General features: G+C 62.2%; 13 protein-coding genes. 9 read left to right on the top strand and 4 right to left on the bottom strand.

Going from position 1 to position 20,028, the window contains the following annotated elements:
• The first annotated feature begins 25 nt into the window (after positions 1 to 25).
• From P0Y64_16435 to P0Y64_16400, 8 genes are all read left to right on the top strand, one after another.
• Positions 26 to 2,197, top strand: a complete 2,172-nt coding sequence (locus P0Y64_16435; GenBank protein WEK42912.1) for a TonB-dependent receptor — start codon at positions 26 to 28, stop codon at positions 2,195 to 2,197.
• Positions 2,145 to 2,855: a TonB-dependent receptor gene (locus P0Y64_16430; GenBank protein WEK42911.1), complete on the top strand. Its 711-nt coding sequence runs from the start codon at positions 2,145 to 2,147 to the stop codon at positions 2,853 to 2,855. Before P0Y64_16435 ends, P0Y64_16430 begins: the two co-directional genes overlap by 53 nt.
• Positions 2,856 to 2,936: 81 nt before the next feature.
• Positions 2,937 to 4,205, top strand: coding sequence for an alanine racemase (locus tag P0Y64_16425; GenBank protein WEK42910.1), 1,269 nt, complete (start codon positions 2,937 to 2,939; stop codon positions 4,203 to 4,205).
• Positions 4,206 to 4,481: 276 nt separating this feature from the next.
• Complete coding sequence (locus P0Y64_16420) at positions 4,482 to 5,492, top strand: dipeptide epimerase (GenBank protein ID WEK42909.1); 1,011 nt, start codon at positions 4,482 to 4,484, stop codon at positions 5,490 to 5,492.
• On the top strand, positions 5,489 to 6,796 hold the full coding sequence (locus tag P0Y64_16415; GenBank protein ID WEK42908.1) for a peptide MFS transporter: 1,308 nt from the start codon (positions 5,489 to 5,491) through the stop codon (positions 6,794 to 6,796). Before P0Y64_16420 ends, P0Y64_16415 begins: the two co-directional genes overlap by 4 nt.
• A 59-nt stretch (positions 6,797 to 6,855) precedes the next feature.
• Positions 6,856 to 7,899 carry a DUF1611 domain-containing protein gene (locus P0Y64_16410; protein WEK42907.1) on the top strand — a complete coding sequence of 348 codons (1,044 nt, stop codon included), beginning with the start codon at positions 6,856 to 6,858 and terminating at the stop codon, positions 7,897 to 7,899.
• A gap of 29 nt (positions 7,900 to 7,928) precedes the next feature.
• Positions 7,929 to 9,503 carry a serine hydrolase gene (locus tag P0Y64_16405; protein WEK42906.1) on the top strand — a complete coding sequence of 525 codons (1,575 nt, stop codon included), beginning with the start codon at positions 7,929 to 7,931 and terminating at the stop codon, positions 9,501 to 9,503.
• Between the two features lie 77 nt (positions 9,504 to 9,580).
• On the top strand, positions 9,581 to 11,224 hold the full coding sequence (locus P0Y64_16400) for an amidohydrolase family protein (protein WEK42905.1): 1,644 nt from the start codon (positions 9,581 to 9,583) through the stop codon (positions 11,222 to 11,224).
• Between the two features lie 242 nt (positions 11,225 to 11,466).
• Here the strand turns inward: P0Y64_16400 and P0Y64_16395 are convergent, their stop codons facing one another.
• The 4 genes from P0Y64_16395 to P0Y64_16380 all read right to left on the bottom strand — a co-directional run bounded on the left by P0Y64_16395 (position 11,467) and on the right by P0Y64_16380 (position 16,412).
• A complete protein-coding gene (locus tag P0Y64_16395) occupies positions 11,467 to 11,766 on the bottom strand; it encodes a hypothetical protein (protein WEK42904.1) in 300 nt (99 codons plus the stop codon).
• Entirely contained in the window at positions 11,766 to 13,730 is a 1,965-nt protein-coding gene (locus P0Y64_16390; protein ID WEK42903.1) for a serine hydrolase, read from the bottom strand. Before P0Y64_16390 ends, P0Y64_16395 begins: the two co-directional genes overlap by 1 nt.
• A gap of 158 nt (positions 13,731 to 13,888) precedes the next feature.
• Entirely contained in the window at positions 13,889 to 15,298 is a 1,410-nt protein-coding gene (locus P0Y64_16385; protein ID WEK42902.1) for a serine hydrolase, read from the bottom strand.
• Positions 15,299 to 15,395: 97 nt separating this feature from the next.
• The gene (locus tag P0Y64_16380; protein ID WEK42901.1) at positions 15,396 to 16,412 is read right to left on the bottom strand and encodes an alpha/beta hydrolase; all 1,017 of its coding nucleotides are present in this window, start codon (positions 16,410 to 16,412) and stop codon (positions 15,396 to 15,398) included.
• A 605-nt stretch (positions 16,413 to 17,017) separates the two neighbouring features.
• Between P0Y64_16380 and P0Y64_16375 the strand changes: the two genes are divergently transcribed.
• Positions 17,018 to 19,726: a TonB-dependent receptor gene (locus P0Y64_16375; GenBank protein WEK42900.1), complete on the top strand. Its 2,709-nt coding sequence runs from the start codon at positions 17,018 to 17,020 to the stop codon at positions 19,724 to 19,726.
• Positions 19,727 to 20,028 lie beyond the last annotated feature (302 nt).

The raw sequence follows: 20,028 nt of genomic DNA, 5'->3' as shown, positions 1-20,028 counted from the left end.
AACATCATATCGAAGAGGGGGACTCATGTCGAAATCCGGATGGGAAACGCGGATTTTCCGCCGCTTCCGCAGCGATCTTTGCGCAACATCGGCGCATGTTCGTTCGGGCCAAACCGCCGTCGCGATCGCCTTCGCCACGCTGATTGGCGCAACCCCGCTTCATGCGCAGCAGGTGGCTGCACCAGTGGCGGAAGCCAAGACGAACGAGAGCGCCGAGGTCGTTGTTACCGGCTCGCAGGTGGCGCGTTCGGGCTTCGTTTCCGCCACGCCTCTCACGGCGGTCAATTCCGATGACATCCTGCGCGTCGGCGCGGTGAACGTAGCGGATGCGCTCAACCAGCTTCCGGCGATGAAGCCGAGTGTGACGCCTTCCTCGGTCAGCAATCTGTCGAAACTGGCCGGCGGCAATTACATGGATCTGCGCGGTCTCGGTTATCTGCGCACCCTGACGGTGATCGACGGCAAGCGATATGTGCCGACAACACCCGAAGGCGTCATCAACACCAATCTTATTCCGCAGGCGCTGATCGGTGGTGTCGATGTGGTCACCGGCGGCGCGTCCGCGGCTTACGGCTCGGATGCGGTGGCGGGTGTCGTTAACTTCAAGATCGATAACAAGTTCAACGGTGTACGCGGTAGCGTGCAGGGTGGAATTACCGATCACGACGATAACCGAAATTACATGGTGTCGCTGGCCTTCGGAACGAAGTTCGCGGGCGATCGCGGGCACCTGCTGATCGGGCTGGAAGCGGCCGAAAATGGCGGCATCAAGGACGCAAATCAGCGAAAATGGGCAGGCAATCGCGGGATCATCGTGAACCCAGCCAACGCGACGGACCCGTCACAGCCGTTTTACATTCACGTTAATGATGCCCGCGCTTCTTATGCCGCGCCGGGTGGCGTGATCAATTCGGGCGTATTGAGCGGAATCCAGTTCGGCCCCAACGGCACGACCTTACCCTTCCGCTATGGCAATTATCTTACCGCCGATAACACCATGGACGGCGGCGACGGCGACGCGCTTGCATCGCCCTATGTGCTGGTGGCGCCGACCAAGCGGCAGAGCGCTTATGCCGGCCTGACCTATGAGGTTGCGCCATCGCTGACGGCCTATGCCAGTTTCACTTATGCGCGCTCGCGGCTCAACGAGCGCTCGATCCCGTCCGATGACGTCTTCACGATCAAGGCTGACAATGCCTTTCTGCCTCAGTCACTGCGGACCGCGCTCGCGACGGCGGGTGAAACCAGCTTCAGCTTCGGGCGCAGTCTGGAGGATTATGGCGTCGGCGCGATCAAGCAGAAGGCGACCACCTGGCAGGGCGTGGCAGGGTTGCGCGGCGGCCTCGGCGGGTCTTGGAGCTTCGATGCGTCCTTCTCCTTCGGTAAAACGGATACGGTAACCCTGTTCACCGGGGATGTGATCAAGGCGAAGCGGCTGCTCGCGCTCGATGCGGTGGTCAATCCCGTGACCGGCGGCACGGTCTGTCGCTCGACGCTGACCGATCCGACCAACGGCTGCGTACCCCTCAATCTGTTCGGTGTCGGCACGGCTTCGCAGCAGGCGATCGACTATATTACCGGCACGTCGGTTCGCGGCTGGCGGCAATCGCAGCAGGTGGCGGACATCGTGGTTCGCGGCGAGCCCTTTTCCACCTGGGCAGGCCCGGTCTCCGTCGCGTTCGGTGGCGAATACCGCAATCTCAATGTCGATGTGACATCCGATCCGATCTCGGCAACGCCGAACGTAAGCCTGTTTCGCGTAGGCAACGTGAAACCCTATTCGGCGCGCGAGGCGGTCAAGGAAGCATTTGTCGAGGCGGTCGTGCCGCTGGCTACCGACGCGGCATGGGCCAAAAACCTCGAACTCGATCTTGGTGGCCGCATCACCGATTATCGCACGTCCGGTACGGTCGAGACATGGAAGATCGGCGTCAATTACGCAGTCAACGACAGCATCCGCTTCCGCGCCACGCGGTCGCGCGACATACGCGCGCCCAACATCAACGAATTGTTCGCCGCGGGACAGACGTTGCTCGGGGGAATCACCGATACCAAGACCAGCTCGATCTATACGGTCAGCCAGACGACCGGGGGCAATCCCTTTCTGAAGCCCGAGCGCGCCAATACCCTGACGGCGGGGGGTGGTGCTGACGCCCGCGTTCGCGCCGCGCCTAAGCCTCTCGGTCGACTATTATGACATCAAGGTGGACGGCGCGATCGCCTCGCTCACCGCTCAAACGATCGTCAATCGCTGCAACGGGGGGGATGCGGCGAGTTGTCTGCTCGTCCAGCGCGGCGGTGACGGCAAGATCAGCAACATCCTGCTGGCCCCGGTCAACTTTCAGCAGATCATCACCAACGGCATCGATGTGGAGGCGGCATATCGCCTGCCGATCGGCGCTGGTTCGCTCGATCTGCGCGGTCTCGCCAGCTACATCAACAAGCTCGATCTCGTTGGGCAGGCTGGCGATGTCACTAAATTCGCCGGCAATACCGATCAGCCCGTACTCGACGGGCCGGGCGGCACTCCGCATTGGAAGGGGAGTGCCAGCGCGACCTATTCCACAGAGGATTATCGCTTCGGGGTGACGGGGCGCTATATCGGCGGCGGCGTGATCACGCGCGACGATGTGACGCTGGACTGGAACCATGTGAACGGTCGCTTTTACGTCGATCTGTCGGGTGAAATCACCTTGTTCAAGACGAAGAACGACGGGAAAGTGGCTCTTTTCGGCGTGATCCTGAATGCATTGGATAATGATCCGCCATTCACCGGTTATCAGTTCCAGACCGCGCGTCAGCTTTATGACGTGATCGGTCGCCAATATACCGCAGGTGTTCGCTTCAATTTCTGACAGCCGCGCCGGTTATCCGGAATTGGATAACCGGCACTGGTTCGAGAGGGTGCCTTGCTGAACCTTCAGCCAATTCGCGAAATGAGACTGGAGCCCGGTGACAAGGGGCTCCCGCCGGGCTGCGATGGCATACGATTGGGCGATGTAGCGGGAGCGGGATGGTCGCTGCATGGCGATCTTCAATTGCCGGCGGCGGTGTTGCGGTGCTCGGCGATCAAGAACAACAGCGCGTGGATGCGGCGGTTTTCGGACGGGGCCGGAGTAGCGCTCTGTCCTCACGGCAAAACGACGATGGCGCCGCAATTGTTCGATCGCCAATTGCGCGATGGGGCATGGGGATTGTCGTGCGCGACCATGCCGCATCTGCGCCTCTATCGCCGTTTCGGCGTGCCGCGCCTGATCTATGCCAACCAGATCGTATCGCCACAGGCTGCCGCGTGGCTGGCGCGCGAACTCGCGGCGGATCCGGGGTTTGAAGCATTCATATTCGTCGATTCACGATATGGCGCCCATCTGCTGGCCGATGCGGCGGAGTTCGTCGGGCTGGAACGCTCGATCCCCGTGCTGATCGAGGTTGGTGCCGCTGGCAGCCGGACTGGCGTGCGTGGTGTGGAAGCGGCGTTGGCGCTGGCGCGGGCAATCGCGGCGCGGTCGGAATTGAGTGTCGCAGGCGTCGCGACCTTCGAGGGCATCGTCCCCGGCGGCAGCGATGCCGGGATGGAGCCGAACGTTGACGCGCTGTTGATCGATACGATCCGTGCGGCAGAGGCGATTGCGGCCGAACACCTGTTCGACCCGACCCGACAGGTCATCCTATCGGCTGGCGGATCGCGCTTTTTCGATATGGTCGCGCGACGCTTCCGATCGACGGACATCGGTGATGAGCCGCTCGTGGTGCTGCGCAGCGGTTGCTACATCAGCCATGACGCGATCCACTATGAGCTGGCGTTCGAGCGGCTGCTGGAGCGGACGCACGAAGCCGGGGACGCCGGGCGCTTGAAGAACGCGCTGGAGGTCTGGGCCGAAATCCAATCCCGCCCGGAGCCGGGCTGGATGTTCGCCAATCTGGGCAAGCGGGACATTTCTTACGACACCGATCTACCCCAGCTAATCCTGTCCCGCGCGCGGCTGAGCGGGAGCGTGCGCAGCATCCCGACGGGCGCTTTCAGTGTCGAGAAATTGTCGGATCAGCACGCGCATATCGCGGTACACGGTCAAACGACGCTCGCGATCGGCGATCAGGTCGGGTTCGGTGTCTCTCATCCCTGCACGACCTTCGACAAATGGCGGACGTTGTTCGAGGTCGACGACGATGGCCGCGTGCTCGATGCGATCGCGACGTTTTTCTAACCGCGCATTTTCAATCAGGAATGGGTCAATGCGTGCGTCGCGCAGCGCGTTTTTTGCGCCGCGACGCGGGCTCGATCGGCCGGAAATTTTCTAATTGGGATTGAAAATTTCTATTGAGGCAAATATTGTGTGGCCGTCTTAGGAGGAGGCTTAAGTGGCAAGGAAGAGGAGGGCGCAGCCCTCGGTTGCGCCGTTTTCAGACCGCAACCCTCGCTCTGATTGCACCTCGGCTTTTCCTGAACGTCCCCCATCCAATTAAATCCGGAGTTTCCCGCCATGGCCAAATTGTCGCTCGACGTGCAGGTCGAACGCCTGCCTTTTAAGGCGCCGTTCCGAATCTCCGGCTATGTGTTCGACGGCGTGGATTGTGTCGTGGCGACGCTGAGCGACGGCGAATATCGCGGCCATGGCGAGGCCAACGGCATCTATTACATGGGTGATAACGTGCCGCACATGCTGGCCGAGCTGGAGCGTGTCCGCAGCGCCATCGAGTCCGGCCCGGATCGCGCCGCGTTGCGCGACATTCTGCCCGCGGGCGGCGCGCGCAATGCGGTCGATGCGGCGCTGTGGGAACTGGAAGCGCGGCGAGCCGGCGTGCCGGTATGGAAGCTGGCCGGCGTGCCCGAGGTGAAGCCGGTGGTGACCACCTTCACGCTCGGCGCCGAGGATCCGGCGATCATGGTCGAGCGCGCGATCGCATTCGGCGCGGTCAAGGCGATCAAGATAAAGCTTACCGGCGATCTCGATCTCGATATCGCGCGGGTGAAGGCGATCCGCGCCGCGCGGCCTGATGTGTGGCTGGGCGTCGATGGCAATCAGGGGTTTGCGATCGGCGACCTGGATGCGCTGGTCGCCGCGATGGTGGAGGCGGAGGTTTCGCTGATCGAGCAGCCGCTCGCGCGCGGCAGGGAGAGCGATCTCACCGGCTATCGTTCGCCGATCCCGATCGCGGCAGACGAAAGCGCGCTTACGCTGGCAGACGTTCCGGGGCTGATCGACCGCTTTCAGGTGGTCAACATCAAGCTCGATAAATGCGGCGGCCTGACCGAGGGACTGATGATCGCGCAGGCCGCTCGTGAAGCGGGGCTTGGCGTGATGGTCGGCAACATGGGGGGCTCGTCGCTCAGTATGGCACCGAGTTTCGTGCTCGGTCAGTTGTGCGACATCTGCGATCTCGATGGACCGATCTTCCTGAAGCAGGATCGTGAGCCGGGGATCGTCTATCGCGACGGCACCGCCTGGTGCGACGAGCGCATCTGGGGAGCGGAGACCCGGGTCGGCGCATGACGGCGGCAATCGCGCCGCGCATGATCGCTGAGGAACGGGAGCCGACCTGGTTCGGGCAGCCGCGCGGGCTGACCATCCTGTTCCTGACGAACATGTGGGAACAGTTTTCCTATTACGGCATGCGCGCGCTGTTGATTTATTATATGACGCGGCAGTTGTTGTTCACGCAGCCGCATTCGTCATTCGTCTATGGCGCCTATACCGCCTGCGCCTATTTCACGCCGATCGTGGGCGGGGTGATTGCCGATCGCTATCTCGGCAAGCGGCGCGCGATCATTATCGGCGCCAGTATCATGGCTTCGGGGCATTTCCTGATGGCGTTCGAGACGCAACTCTATCTTGCGCTCGCCGTCATCGCGCTTGGCAATGGCTTTTTCCTGCCGAGCCTGCCGAGCCAGATCAACAGTCTCTACACGGCGGGCGATCCGCGCCGCGGCTGGGCGTATAATGTCTATTATGTCGGCATCAACATTGGCGGATTTCTGGCGCCGCTGATCTGCGGCACACTCGGCGAATTTTATGGCTGGCACTATGGCTTCGGTGCGGCCGGCATCGGGATGTTCGCGGGCTTGCTGATCTATCTGGCGGGGCAGCGTTACCTCCCTCCGGAAGAGCCGAGGGCGGCGGCCGGCGCGGTCGATACCGAAAATCGAGCGTCTGCCGGGTATCGACTGATCGCGGTGCTGGTCGCGATCGGCCTTGCGGTGACCGTGTTTCGCGGCGCTTACGAACAAGTCGGCAATACGGTCGCGTTATGGGCAGAGACCGGGATCGATCGGCGCATCGGCGGCTTCACCATTCCGATGACGTGGTTTCAGTCGCTTAACCCGCTGCTGGTGATGGTATTGACGCCGATCCTGCTCACGGTGTGGCGGCGACGGGCGGCGGTTGGGCGCGATACGTCGCCGGCACGGCGCATGGCATTCGGCGCGCTGGTCGTGGCGCTCGCCTATCTGCTGTTGGCGGTGGTGGCGTGGTACGCTGGCGACATGCGCGCGAACTGGCTGTGGCTGGCGCTGTTTTTCCTGATTTTCACGATCGGGGAATTGTTCCTGTTACCAACCGGGCTTGGGCTATTCGCTCGACTGGCACCACCCCGGCTCGGGGCCACCACCGTCGCGGCCTGGTATCTGGCCATCTTCACCGGGAGCCTGTTTGCGGGGCTCGTCGGTGGCTTGTGGAGCGTGCTCGATCGCGGCGCCTATTTCGCGCTGCTCGCGGCGATCGCGGGAGCCGCCGCGCTGCTGCTACGCCTTCTCGATGTGCCAATCCGCGGGATTGATCCATCGATATCGGAAAATTGAGTTGAAATTTCTCTGATTAGGATCATTATCCTGATCAGAGATTCATTCGGAAAAGGAATATGGCGATTCTACATCAGGCGATCGAAGCCGGCACGCTGTCGCTCCCGCAGCCTTATCTGCTGTTTTTGGGCGACGCGACTGAGCGCGGTTATGTCAAAACCGGGCTTGGCCTGGCTGACTGGGCACCGGACCGTTGCGTCGGCGAATTCGTATTGCCTGAGTGCACGGTCAGCACCGGGCTGGAGCGGATGACGCCGGCGGAGGCCTATGCGCGCGGCGCGCGGGCGCTCCTGATCGGGGTCGCCAATGTCGGCGGCGTCATTCCAGACCGGTGGATCGGGGCGCTGGTCGAGGCGCTGGAGGCAGGGCTCGATCTGATCAGCGGACTCCATGAACGGCTCGCGGATATTCCGGTGCTCGCGAAAGAGGCCGCGCGACTTGGCCGGCGGCTGATCGATGTGCGGACGCCCCCGCCGGGGATTCCCAATGGAAATGGGCGCAAGCGCAGTGGCAAGCGGCTGTTGACCGTCGGTACCGATTGCGCGCTCGGCAAGAAATATACCGCGCTGGCACTCGCCAATGGGATGAAAGCGCGTGGACTTTCCGCCGATTTCCGCGCGAGCGGTCAGACCGGGATCATGATCACCGGCACAGGTGTGCCGATGGATGCGGTCGTTTCCGATTTTCTCGCGGGCGCGGCGGAATTGCTCAGCCCCGATGCCGCCGACGATCACTGGGATGTCGTGGAGGGGCAGGGATCGCTGTTCCATCCGGCGTACGCGGCGGTGTCTTTGGGGTTGCTGCATGGCAGCCAGCCTGACGTGTTCGTAGTCTGCCATCAGGCCGGCCGTGAGACGATCATGGGGATGCCGCAATTTCCGCTGCCCTCGATCCAGATGGTGATCGACCAGACGATCGCGCTCGGGCGCCTGACCAACCCCGCAATTCGCTGCGGCGGCATCAGTCTCAACACCGCCGCGCTGGATGCGGATGCGGCAGCGGCTGAAATCGCGGCGCTCGCGAATAGCCATGGGCTGCCGGTCGCCGATCCGGTTCGTGGTGGGGCGGCCCTTGAACGGTTACTCGATTCTTGCCTCGCCTGAACTGATTTCCATCCTGAACCGGAGGCTTCATGAAGCGCGTCCTCACTGCCCTCGTTCTCGTCTCAGCCGCTTGGCCCGCCTCCCTGCTCGCTGCACCGCCTCAAGGTTTTGAGGCGCGTGTAGAGGCGTTGCGGCGCGCGACCGGCGTGCCGGGGATGGGGGTGGCCATCGTGGAAAATGGCGCGCCGGTGCTGGTTAAGGGCTTCGGCGAAAAGCGGATCGGATCGGGTGATCCGGTGACGTCGCATACGATTTTCCCGACCGGCTCGACGGGCAAGGCGTTCACGGTCGCTGCGCTCGCGGTGCTCGTCGATCAGGGCAAGATCGGCTGGGACGATCGGGTGATCGATCACCTCCCCGATTTTCGCATGTGGGATTCGTGGGTAACGCGCGAGATAACGGTCCGCGATCTGCTGGTGCACCGTTCCGGGCTTGGCCTGGGGGCGGGCGATCTTTTATTCGTGCCGCGCAGCAATACGCCGCGCGCGGAGTCAGTGCGGCGGCTGCGCTATCTGAAGCCGGCGACCAGTTTCCGCAGTACTTATGCTTACGACAACGTGCTCTACATGGTCGCGGGTCAGTTGATCGAGGCCGTCAGCGGGCAGACCTGGGAAGCCTTTGTTCGCGAGCATGTGTTCAAGCCCGCGGGCATGACGGATTCCACTTCCGATGATGCCGACCGCTTCGCTACCGTCGATCGCGCGCAGCCACATGCACGAATGAATGGCGGCCTGCGCGGCGCGGGCGATCAGGAACAACTCGACGAGCGCGATGGGCTCGGGCGCAATGCGGCTCCCGCCGGTGGGCTCGCGGTGAGCCCGGAAGACATGGCGAAATGGCTACAGATCCAGCTTGCCCAAGGGAAACTCCCGCACGGCGGCCAATTGTTCAGCCCGGCACAGTCGGCCGAAATGTGGAAGCCGGTGACGCCGATGCCGATTGCATCGGAGCCAGCACCGCTAAAACCGACCCAGCCCAATTTCATGAACTATGCGCTCGGTTGGATGGTGAGCGATTATCGCGGCGCCAGGATCGTGCAGCATAGCGGTGCCGTTTTCGGCTTTCAGACCATTATCGCGCTGATCCCGGAGAAGAATGTCGGCTTCGCGATCGAGATCAACAGCGAGGACGGCGAAATTCTGCGCGGGTTGATGTATGAATTGCTCGATCACTATCTCGGGCAGCCAGCGAACGACTGGCCGGTCAAATTCGCCGAGGTCAAACGTCAAAGAGTCACCGCCGGGTTGGCCGCTTTCAAGGCAAAGACCTCAAAACCGGCGAAGAGCGGGCCTTCGCTGCCACTTTCCGCCTATGTCGGCACCTATAACGATCCGTGGTACGGCGATATCGCGGTGACGCCGGATGAGCGCGGCTTGCGGATCGATTTCAAATCGACACCGCGCATGTCCGGCCGGCTCGATCATTTTCAATATGACAGCTTCATCACCCGGTTCGACGACAAGACGATCGAGCCGGCCTACGTAACGTTCAATCTGGACGCGGATGGCAAGGTCGAGCGCGTCACCATGAAGGCGGCCTCGCCGATCGCGGACTTCAGTTACGATTATCACGATCTGCTGTTCACGCCGGTGAAAAAGCACTGAAGCGGGTGATGCGCTGATCGCTGATCCGCGCGCGCCGCGCCATGCTCATAAAATACCGAGAGGGAGGGAAGAACGCCATGAGGAAACATCTAGCACTCGCGGCCGCGCTGCTGATCGGCACCGCGCTGGCGCCGATATCGACGCCTGCGCCGGCACAGGCGCCGGTGGCGGAGTATGACATCGTCATTCGAGGCGGCCGTGTGCTGGATGGCGCGGGCAATCCGTGGGTTTACGCCGATATCGCGATCAAGGATGGCCGGATCGCCAAGATCGGCGTGGTTCACGGTAAGGGCCGGGACGAAATCGACGCGCGCAATCGATACGTTTCGCCCGGCTTCATCGATATGATGGACCAATCGGGTGAGGTGCTGCCGAAATCGGGCGGAGCCGAAAACAAGCTGCGGATGGGCGTTACCTCGGTCATCGCCGGGGAGGGCGGTACGCCGGTCGATGCGGCGGAGATCGGCAATTATCTTTCGGGGATGGAAAAAAGCGGCATCGCGGTCAATTTCGGGACTTATTACAACGCGGCCCAGCCACGGGTGAAGGTGATGGGGGACGGCGCGGGAACGCCGACGCCGAAGCAGTTGGAGACGATGAAGGCCGAAACTGCGATCGCCATGAAGAACGGCGCATTCGGCGTATCGACCGCGCTGATTTATCCGCCCAACAGCTTCCAGTCGACCGACGAGGTGGTAGCGCTCGCATCGGTAGCGGGGAGATGTGGGGGCTTTTACGCCAGCCATATGCGCGACGAGAGCGCGAAGCTGATCGATGCGATCGACGAGGCTATCGCGATCGGTGAGCGCAGCGGCGCGAAGGTGGAGATTTTCCATCTCAAGGCTGCCTATCGTCCGCTCGCCGGCAAGCTGATGCCGCAAGCGCTCGCGCGGATCGCTGCGGCGCGCGCGCGCGGCGTTGATATCGCGGCTGACCTTTATCCTTATACCGCCGGCGGGACCGGGCTCGATATCACCGTGCCCAATTGGGTGTTCGCGGAAGGTGCGAAGGCGGGATATGAGAAACTGCGCGATCCCAAGGTCCGCGAACGCCTGAAGCGCGAAGTCGCCGCCGGGTCGCAGCCGGGCTGGTCCAATCTGGTCGAGGCTTCGGGCGGCTGGGATCATGTCGTGCTCGCAAATGCTTACGATCCCAAGATGGATCGCTACCGCGGCCAGAGCCTTGCCGCGATCGGGAAGGCCGTGGGGCGCGATCCTGCCGACGTGGCATGGGATATCGTGCTCAACGCGCTGCCCAATCGTGCCTATGGCCTCTATTTCATGATGGACGAGCCGGATATCGAACTTGCGCTGAAGGAACCCTGGACCAGCATCGGCACCGACGCCGGCGCGGCGGCGAAATTCGGAGAGCTGGATGCGATCGGCCTGCCGCATCCACGCGCTTACGGCACGTTCCCGCGCATTCTTGGTGAGTATGTGCGCAAACGGCACGTGCTCACGCTGGAGAACGCCGTGCGCAAGATGACTTCATGGCCGGCGGAGCGGATGGGCTTGGCCGATCGCGGTGTGCTGCGTGAGGGGCTGCGGGCCGACGTCACCATATTCGATGCCGACAAGGTCGAGGAAGGCAGCAGCTGGGAAAAGCCACTAGCAACCCCGAGCGGGATCGACGACGTCATCGTCAACGGCGTTGCGGTATTGCGTGGCGGCAAGGCGACCGGCGCGCGCCCCGGCGTGGCGCTGCGACACAGCTGTAGCTGACGAAGTGAGCGGGGTGGGGGAGGTCGTGGACGGCTTCCCCCGCGCCGGAATTTCGGCGACACCGCCCCAAACAGCCTCGCCGCACCCGATCGTTCCGTCGCGATAGACGGCACCGGGCGACGACCCTGCTTCAGAAATATCGGGCCGTCGAGATCATTAAGGTCGCGAAGCTGGCCCAGCATGAACCCCGGCGCGGTGCCGAGGCTGGCGCACGCCACGCTCATATAAGCGCTGCGCGGCGCCTACGCGATCATCAACATTCGGTCAGGGCGCCGCAAGGCGGCCTCCACCGCGTTGCGGGTGCCGTCGGGTGCTAGGATCGATGCAAATTCGTCGCGTGATCGGCCACTTCCGATCGCGCCGCGCGCCGGATCGAGCGCTGAGAGCATCCATGGCAGATCGTCGTTCACGTAGTTGAGCCCTGATGCCTCGCGGTGGCTGTCGGTTAGCATCACGACGGCCGCGTCACGCATGTCGATCCCTCGGAAGAGCGCGGCAAGGTGACGCGGCGCGACCGTGACGCCGAGCTTCAGCCGATCCATCAATAGTGGACTGACATAGAAAGCAGACCGAACGTCCACGCTGTATAAGCCAGCATCAACAGCGCGAGCAAAATGAGCACATTCCAGGCCTGGCTGAACCAGCCGAGTCTTTGTGAGAATGCGAGCCGCACATTCCAAACCGCCAGCAACACGCCGCCGATCAGCGCGAGCAGGCCGCCGATCTGCAACAGCCATAGCCACGGATCGAACGCGTCGACTGTTTTCAGCACGCTCAGGCAGATTAGCCAGCCGATCGCGAAGGCGAATGTCAGCCCGGCAAACCCGCGCACGCTGCGATAAGTGGGGGATGAGTGATGCTTTAGCCCGAAGTGTAGCCGATAATGGCGGCGGATCAGTGCTGCGATCGGCCATTGCAGGACCGTGAGGAGCAGGATCGCGAGGCTTGCGATCAGCGCCGGGGTGATCCATCCGGCCGAGCTGCCGAACGACACACGATCGAACACCATGAACGGTGCCGCGGAATCGATGCTCCAGCGCACGACCTTGCCACCGACCACCTTGGCGGCGAGCCGCTCGTGGCCGTTGACATTGCGCCAGACAAAGGGGGCGATTTCCACCCATTTCATCGGTGCGCCGCTGGGATCGCGCGCCACGGGCACCACGGGATTGCCCTTGTCGTCCACGCTTATCACCACCTGCCCCATCAGATTGGTGAGCGAAAAAAGAGTGGTTTCGGCCCGACGGCTCTTGATCCAGCGGCCTGCCAGCAGCTTCGCGTGTTCGGTGGAGGTTTTCGCATCAACCCGTCCGTCGGCCGGGCCGATGGCGGGGAAGTAGCGATCGGCGAATTCCTCGAACAATTGCTGCCGCGTCGGGCTGACCGCCGTATCTTTCCCCCAGCTGTTGAACGAGGCGAACAGGCCGACCTTTTCGTTCATGAACAGGTGAAGCGCGGTGTGAAACTGCACGGTGTCACCAAGATGCCCGATCACCTGCCGGCCGTTTATGTTGCTTTCGAAAAAGCCCAATTCCATCCGGTTAAGCGGTGGCAGCATCGTCAGCGGCGTATCGTGCATCATGCGCGCCGTTTCCGGCTTCATCAGGCCCGCACCCTGATCCAGGTGCGCGATCATGAACTGCGCCATGTCTACACCGGAAGCGGACAGGCCGCCGGCGGGCGCCGTGGGGAGAAATTCGAACTTCCCCGCCTTGCCCGATGCGAGCTTATATCCCGATGCCATGAACGGCGCGAGCGCCCCGGGCAGCGGCTGGCGGAAAGTGGAATGGGCCATGCCGAGCGGCGCGAAGACGTGGCGTTCGATATATTCGTTGAACGGCGTCTTGCTGACGCGCTCCACGATATAGCCGGCCAGCGTGGCGCCATAATTGGAATAGGCCGGCGTGGTGCCGGGCGTGTAGATGCGCCGGGGAAGCTGCGTCTTCACGAACTGGCCAAGCGAAATGAAGCTCTTCGGATCGTCGAACATCACATATTTGGCGTGTTCCTCGAACCCGGCAGTGTGAGTCATCAGCTCACGCATCGTCACCGGCTTGCCATCCTTGGGCGGTATCTTGAAATCAAGATAGGCGTTCACATCGGCATCGAGGTCGATCCGCCCGGCCTCCACCTGCTGCATCACCGCCGTCCAGGTGACCAGCTTCGATACGGAGCCATTGCGGAACATCGTGGTGGCGGGATCGACCGGGGTGCGCTTCGCGACATCGGCATAGCCGAACCCGCGCTGGGTGAGGACCTTTCCGTCCTTGACCACCACGACCACCGCGCCGGCGATATCGCCGCGCTTCAGCGCGAACGGTACATAGCCGTCGAGCCATGCGTCGAGATCTTGCTTGGTCATCGGTCGCGCGGTGACGGGCGGCGTTGCGGTGCGAGCGACGCTGGTCGCTTGCGCGGCCGGCGCTGATGTGTCGACGGATTGCGCGACCGTGCCGCTTCCTCCCAGCAACAGCAGCGCGGCGGCGAGGGCCTTGATCGATCGCATGGCCGGGATTCTCCCATTATGTCTTTGGTTTGCCATTTTCCGATCGGGAGCTGTGTCGCGATCGGGAAATGGCGGTGGAAATCGAATTGCGACCGGGAAGCGTGCCAATTTCCCGGTCGGCCTGGTTACGCATCCTCACCCGCAACGGGCGGTGCGGATCACGGCCTGGAAGCGACCTGTGGCAACGTTGCCAGGATGCCGGACAGATATTTGTTATGATCGTAACGCTGGCCTTCCGGCGTCCAGCCCAACCGCACGATCACGGTATCGCGTGAGGGAATGATCAAGACGCTCTGTTCGTTATGGCCCATCGCCATGAACGTATCGTCCGGCAGATCCTTGAAGATGCGCCGATGTTCACCGCCTTCTTCCGCAAGGTTCAGCCAGAATTGGCCGCCATAGACGGGGCGCGGCGCGGCCTTGGTCGGCGTCCGCACGAAATCGACCCAGCGCTGTGACAATATCCGCGTTTTCCCGACCATGCCGTTATTGAGATAGAGCAAGCCGAAGCGCGCCCAATCGCGCGCGGTGGCATAAGCGTAGGAACTGCCCATCGGCACGCCCGCTTCATCCGGTTCGATCAGTGCGCTGGCCATCCCCGCCGGTTCGAACAGGCGCTTGCGCGCGAAGCGGGTGACGTCCGCCAGCGTTCCGCCGGTCGCACGAGCCACGATGCCGGACAGGATATTGGTGGTGCCCGACGAGTAACTCCACACCGTGCCGGGCGCGTGATCGAGCGGCTGCGCGGCGGCGACCGCGCCCATGTCCGACGAATCGAACAGCATATGGATCGAATCCGAGCCGGGATTATAGGGTTCGGCGAAACGCAGGCCGCTCGACATCGTCAGCAACTGGCGCAAGGTGATGGCGCGGCGGGGATCACCGTCATGCTGCCATTCCGGCACCGGCGCGGGCGCATCCAGCTTGAGCACGCCATCATCGACGAGCAGCCCGACGAGCGTGGCGGCGATGCTCTTGCTCGCGGACCAGCCCAGCAGCTTGCTGTTGCGATCGAAGCCGGGGGCATATTGCTCCGCGACGATCCGTCCTCCCTGGATCACGACGATCGCGCGGGTATCCGGGTGGCCACCCTTATTCTGTTCGACGAATGCGTCGTTGACGGCCTTTGCCAGCGCGGCGCTGGTTTGCAACGGCGGGGTCTTGTCCCCCTGCGGCCAGCGCGCGGCGGGGCGTGCCTTCGGCGGCGTCAGATGCGCAACCTGACGCTCCAGCACGTCGCGCGCCACCCCGTCGGTGAGCAACGTGCACCCCACGGCAGGGCGGTACAATGCGGTGCGGGTGGCGCCACCGGGGGCGGATGCCGTGACGGTGCGGGCCGTGCGATCGACCGCCAGCGTTACCGCCTGTGTGAAAGGGGCCAGCGCGTGAACGTCGTCACGCAGCACATCCGCTTCGGCGCGCCCGGTGACGAAGATGCTGGCGCACGCGATCTGCGCGGAAACCGCCGTGCCCAGATCGGCCGGGGTAGCGATTGGGGACGCTTGCGCGGGAAGTGCGAGCAGCAGGGCGATCCCGGCAAGGCCGGCGCGCTGAATCGGACGGGTCATCGGGTTTTCCTTTGCAATCGCATTGCAGGGTGATGGTTGAGGATGTTCGCGAATTGTCCGTGGCCAATGACGGAAGGGTTTGTCCGCCGGCGCGGGGTCATTTGGCGTGGCCGGCTGCTTCCCCGGCGCGTACCATGCCGACCATATCGGCGACCGCCGTGATCACCACGTCCGGGCGATCGATCTGAATATAATGGCCCGCGTCGGGCACAATCCGCTGCTGGCCGCGGGTCGACCATTTTGTCATTTCCGCATGGAGTTCGCGCCAGATCTGCTTGAAGCGAACGCCTTCCTCCGGTTTCAGGTTCAGCATTTTCAGGGTGGCGGGCGGAGGCGGCGCCATCGAGGTCAAAACGATCAACGGCCGATTGCCGAAATCGTGCGACGCGCGCGCCTGATCCAGCGTCCGGTCGAATCCTTCGATTTCCGAGAGCGAGCCGCCGATCGAATGGCTGCCATAAGCGGCCATCGCCGCATTGGCGCTTGCCGGGAGCTTCGGCGATCCGCCACGGGCTGCGATCAGCCGCGGCACACCCATCCACGAAAGCGCCGATGCGACACTCACGACGCGGATATAGGATCGCGGATTGAGATCGGCCTGCGTGATCGTGCCCAACCGCGCAACCTGATCGGGATGGGTGGGGTCGACGAGAACCAGCCCGGCGACCTGACTGCCGTACTTCGCGGTGTAGATGGTGGTGTAGGGGCCGCCGACCGAATGCCCGACCAGCACGATCGGGCCGGTTATCCCGGCGCTTTTCAATGTGGCGTGGAGATCATCCGCGACCGCGGCTCCGTCCTGCGGCGTGGACTTGCTGTCGCTCCACATGATGCCCGCGCGATCATAGGCGCATGCGCGCGTCACACCGGCGATCTTGTCCTGCACCAATCGCCAGTCGACCGACCCGCCCGAGCCCAGCCCGGATTCGAAAACCACGGTCGGGGAGCCCGAACCGCGACAATCGATGTGCATGTCCCGCCCGCCGATATCCACGATCTTGCCGGGTGGCGGATAGAGGCGTTTCGCGTTGAAGCGGCCGATCCACTCGTATCCGACCCCCGCCAAGACGACGAGCGCGACCAAGCCGAGCGCACCTTTCCCAATGCGCTTCAACCAACGCATCGCCCGCGAGCGCGGCGCTTTGGAGGCGTCGAAATGTGCCATGATTCGGGGGGCCTTCTCCTAAGTGGGAGGCTTATGGCGGCGCTCTCCAAATTTTTCAATATATGAAAATTCTCGGATTGGGATTCTTCTCCGTCGCCGCGATACGTGAGTTCGTGTTCAGTTAAAATCGACAAATTGTAATGTATTTAGGTTAAAGTAATAGTAAAATGTGAGGTTTCTTCGAGAATGCTCGTAATGTAGTATGTCGCTTTCTAAATTAATGAGGCAAATTGAAAATTTCTTATTTCTGACAATGTCGACAATTAACAGGAGAAGTATTTTATATAAGCAGGGATCTCGAATCCAATTTTGGATTTATTGGGAAAAGTGCACCGATTTGCCGAATTTTCAGGGTGTGGCGGATTGGTCACGATGTTTTCGAAGGCGGCTTTTGCGTCCGTATTGGGATTGCATTCTCCAATGAGGCGTGCTCAATCCTGCCCGGTATTGCGGACCTTGCGTTTGGCAATCGGCCGACTGGCAAACGGCCCGGGAGGAAAAGTGGCATCGGCCATCGCCGGCGTCGCGCCATTGAAAAAGAAGAGGGGAGATCCATGAAAGCCAAGCGCGTATTTTGGTCGGCGGGCACCGCCCTGACGATGATACTCGGTTCGACGTCGGTCTGGGCGCAGACGTTGCCGGAAACGACCGCGGCGCCCGCCGATCGGGGGGAGTCGGATCGGGACGTCGTGGTGACGGGCTCGCGCATTCAGCGCCTCGGCTTTGATGCGCCGACGCCGACGACGGTGATCAGCGAAACCGAATTGCGTCTCGGCAACCGCCCGAGCATCGCGCAGGTTCTGAACGATATGCCGCAGTTCCGCGCCACGGTGACCCCGGCGACGACCGTGGGCAACACAACCAGCGGCACGGCCACCGCCGATTTGCGCGGGCTTGGCGCGGTGCGGACGCTGACCCTGCTCGACGGACATCGGTTCATGGGCAGCATGGATCTCAACACCGTGCCGCAGAGCCTGATCAAGCGGGTTGACGTGGTGACCGGCGGCGCATCGGCGGCATGGGGATCGGGCGCGGTCGCGGGCGTGGTGAACATCATTCTCGATGACGAGATGAAGGGGCTGCGCGTTGGCGCGCAAACCGGCATTTCGTCCCGCGGGGATGGCATGCGCTACAGCTTCGACGCCGCCTGGGGCACGGAGTTCGCAGGGGGACGCGGCCATTTCATGATCGGCGGTGACTATACCGACGACAAGGGCATCCTCAGCCGCAAAAGCCGCCCAAATCTGGAGGCGGGCGTTTTTCAACGTGCCAACGGCCAGCTCATTCTGGCGAATGATGTCAATTATACGATCATCAACCGCGGGGGTTCGATCCTCGGGCTGACGGGCGCGCCATATAATCTTGTGTTCAACCCCAATGGCACCGTCGGGCCGCTTCCGCTGGGCAGCGAAACCGCCGGCCAGTTCACCGTGGGTGGAAGCGGGCAGAACATCTACGATTATGTCGCCGTTTCATCGCCATACGAGCGGACCAACGTGTTCGCGCGTGCGACTTATGACCTTACGGATTCGCTGAAGCTCTGGGCCAATGGCAGCTTCAACCGCATGATGGCGAATTACGGTTTCTTCCCCGAAACCCCGCTCGCCGTGATCATGCCGGACAATGCCTTCCTGACCGCGACCGCGCGTTCGCAACTGGCGGCGGCGGGGGTGACCACGCCATTCGTGCTGGGGCGCATCCTTGACGATGTTGGCCCGAAGCGCATGCTGAACTTCAAATATAATCGCCGCAATCTGGAAGGCGCGATCGGCCTGAAGGGGAAATTCGGCGAAACCTGGGGCTATGACGTCTATTACGATCATGGCGAACTGCGGAGCGACCAGTCGCTCTATAATCAGCGGATCACCGCCAAGTTCAACAACGCGGTCGATTCAGTATTGGTGAACGGCACGCCGACGTGCCGCATCAATGCCGATGCGATTACAACCAACGACGATCCCGCCTGCGCGCCGATCAACTTGCTTGGCAACGGCAATATCTCGCCGCAGGCGGTGGCCTATGCCTTTGGCGGCACCCGCTCGATCTATACGAACAAGCTCGACGCGGCGGGCGCGAGTGTTCACGGCCAGCCTTTCTCGACCGGCGCCGGGCCGATCGACATCGCCTTCGGTACCGATTGGCGGTGGGAAAAGCTGGTCACCAGCTATGTGGATCCGTTGTCGCAGGCGAAAGCATTCTCGACGCTCAATTCGTCCGCGACGAACGGCAAATTCAGCGTCAGGGAAGCGTTCGGCGAGGTCAACGTGCCGTTGATCAATATCCCGGATACCATCCGGCTGGAGGTCAATGGCGCGGCGCGCTATTCCGATTATAGCACCAGCGGCGGCATCTGGACGTGGAAGACCGGCGGCACGATGCGCGTTGCCAACGATCTGTTGCTGCGCGCGGTCTATTCGCGCGATATTCGCTCACCCAGCATCACCGAATATTATCTCTCCCGTTCGACCAACATCAGCAATCTGCAGGACCCGTTCAAAGGCGCACCACAAGCCAATGTGGTGATCTATTCGGGCGGCAATGCGAAGCTGACCCCGGAAATCTCGCACACGCTGACGCTGGGCGGTTCGTATTCGCCGAGGTTCCTCAAGGGCTTCAACGTCTCCGTCGATTACTATTCGATCAGTATCGATAATGTGATCACGGTAGTGACCCCGCAGGACACGCTCAATCAATGCTATGCGGCGTCGAAGACCGATGTGACCTGCGGCGGCGTCATCAGCCGCAATCCGAACGGCACGATCGAATATCTCAATGTGTTCTACCGCAATCTGGCGTCTTACAAGACGCGCGGTATCGACATCGACGGATCGTATCGGACGCGCGCGGGCGACGGGGCGGTGACGTTCCGCGTGGTCGCCAACCACATCTTCGATCTGCGGATCAACGGGAATGACGTGGCCGGCGTCGTCGGTGGCGATACTGCCTTTTCGACCCCGAAATGGCGCGTGACGGGTGCCGTGAATTATTCGGACGAAAGTTTCGGTGTCGATCTGCGCGCCCGTTACGTTGGCGGCGGTATCTATAGCCAACTCCTCGGGGGCAATGGCCAGCCGATCCTCAACAATCAGGTCAGCGCGCGCACCTATTTCGATCTTGGCCTGCAATTCAAGGTTGGCGAGTTCACGTTGTTCGGGAACGTGAACAACATGTTCGATGTCAGCCCGCCTTATACGCCATATACCAATCCGAACTATGATGTGATCGGCCGCTATTACTCGGCTGGGGTAAAACTGAAGTTCTGACCATATAGATTAACCTGTAACAGAGATGCCTTAGGGGCAGCGACCAATGTTCGGTCGCTGCCCCTTTCTTTTTGTGGCCGTTGGATCGTTGAACGGGCGGCGATCTTGCTCCGTGGCGGCTGCCCGGTAGCGCTCGCCTGGGATGCGACGATCGGGCTGCCCGGTAGCGCTCGCGTGCTATGCGACGATTGGGCTGCCCGGTAGCGCTCGCCTGGTATGTGACGATTGGGCTGCCCGGTAGCGCTCGCGTGATATGCGACGATCGGGCTGGTCGGTAGCGCTCGCGTGCTATGCGACGATCG

It is taken from the genome of Candidatus Sphingomonas colombiensis (assembly GCA_029202845.1).
Taxonomy (GTDB): domain Bacteria; phylum Pseudomonadota; class Alphaproteobacteria; order Sphingomonadales; family Sphingomonadaceae; genus Sphingomonas; species Sphingomonas colombiensis.
The sequence above is the reverse complement of the archived record's forward strand: the minus strand, read 5'-3'. Positions and strand labels throughout refer to the sequence as shown.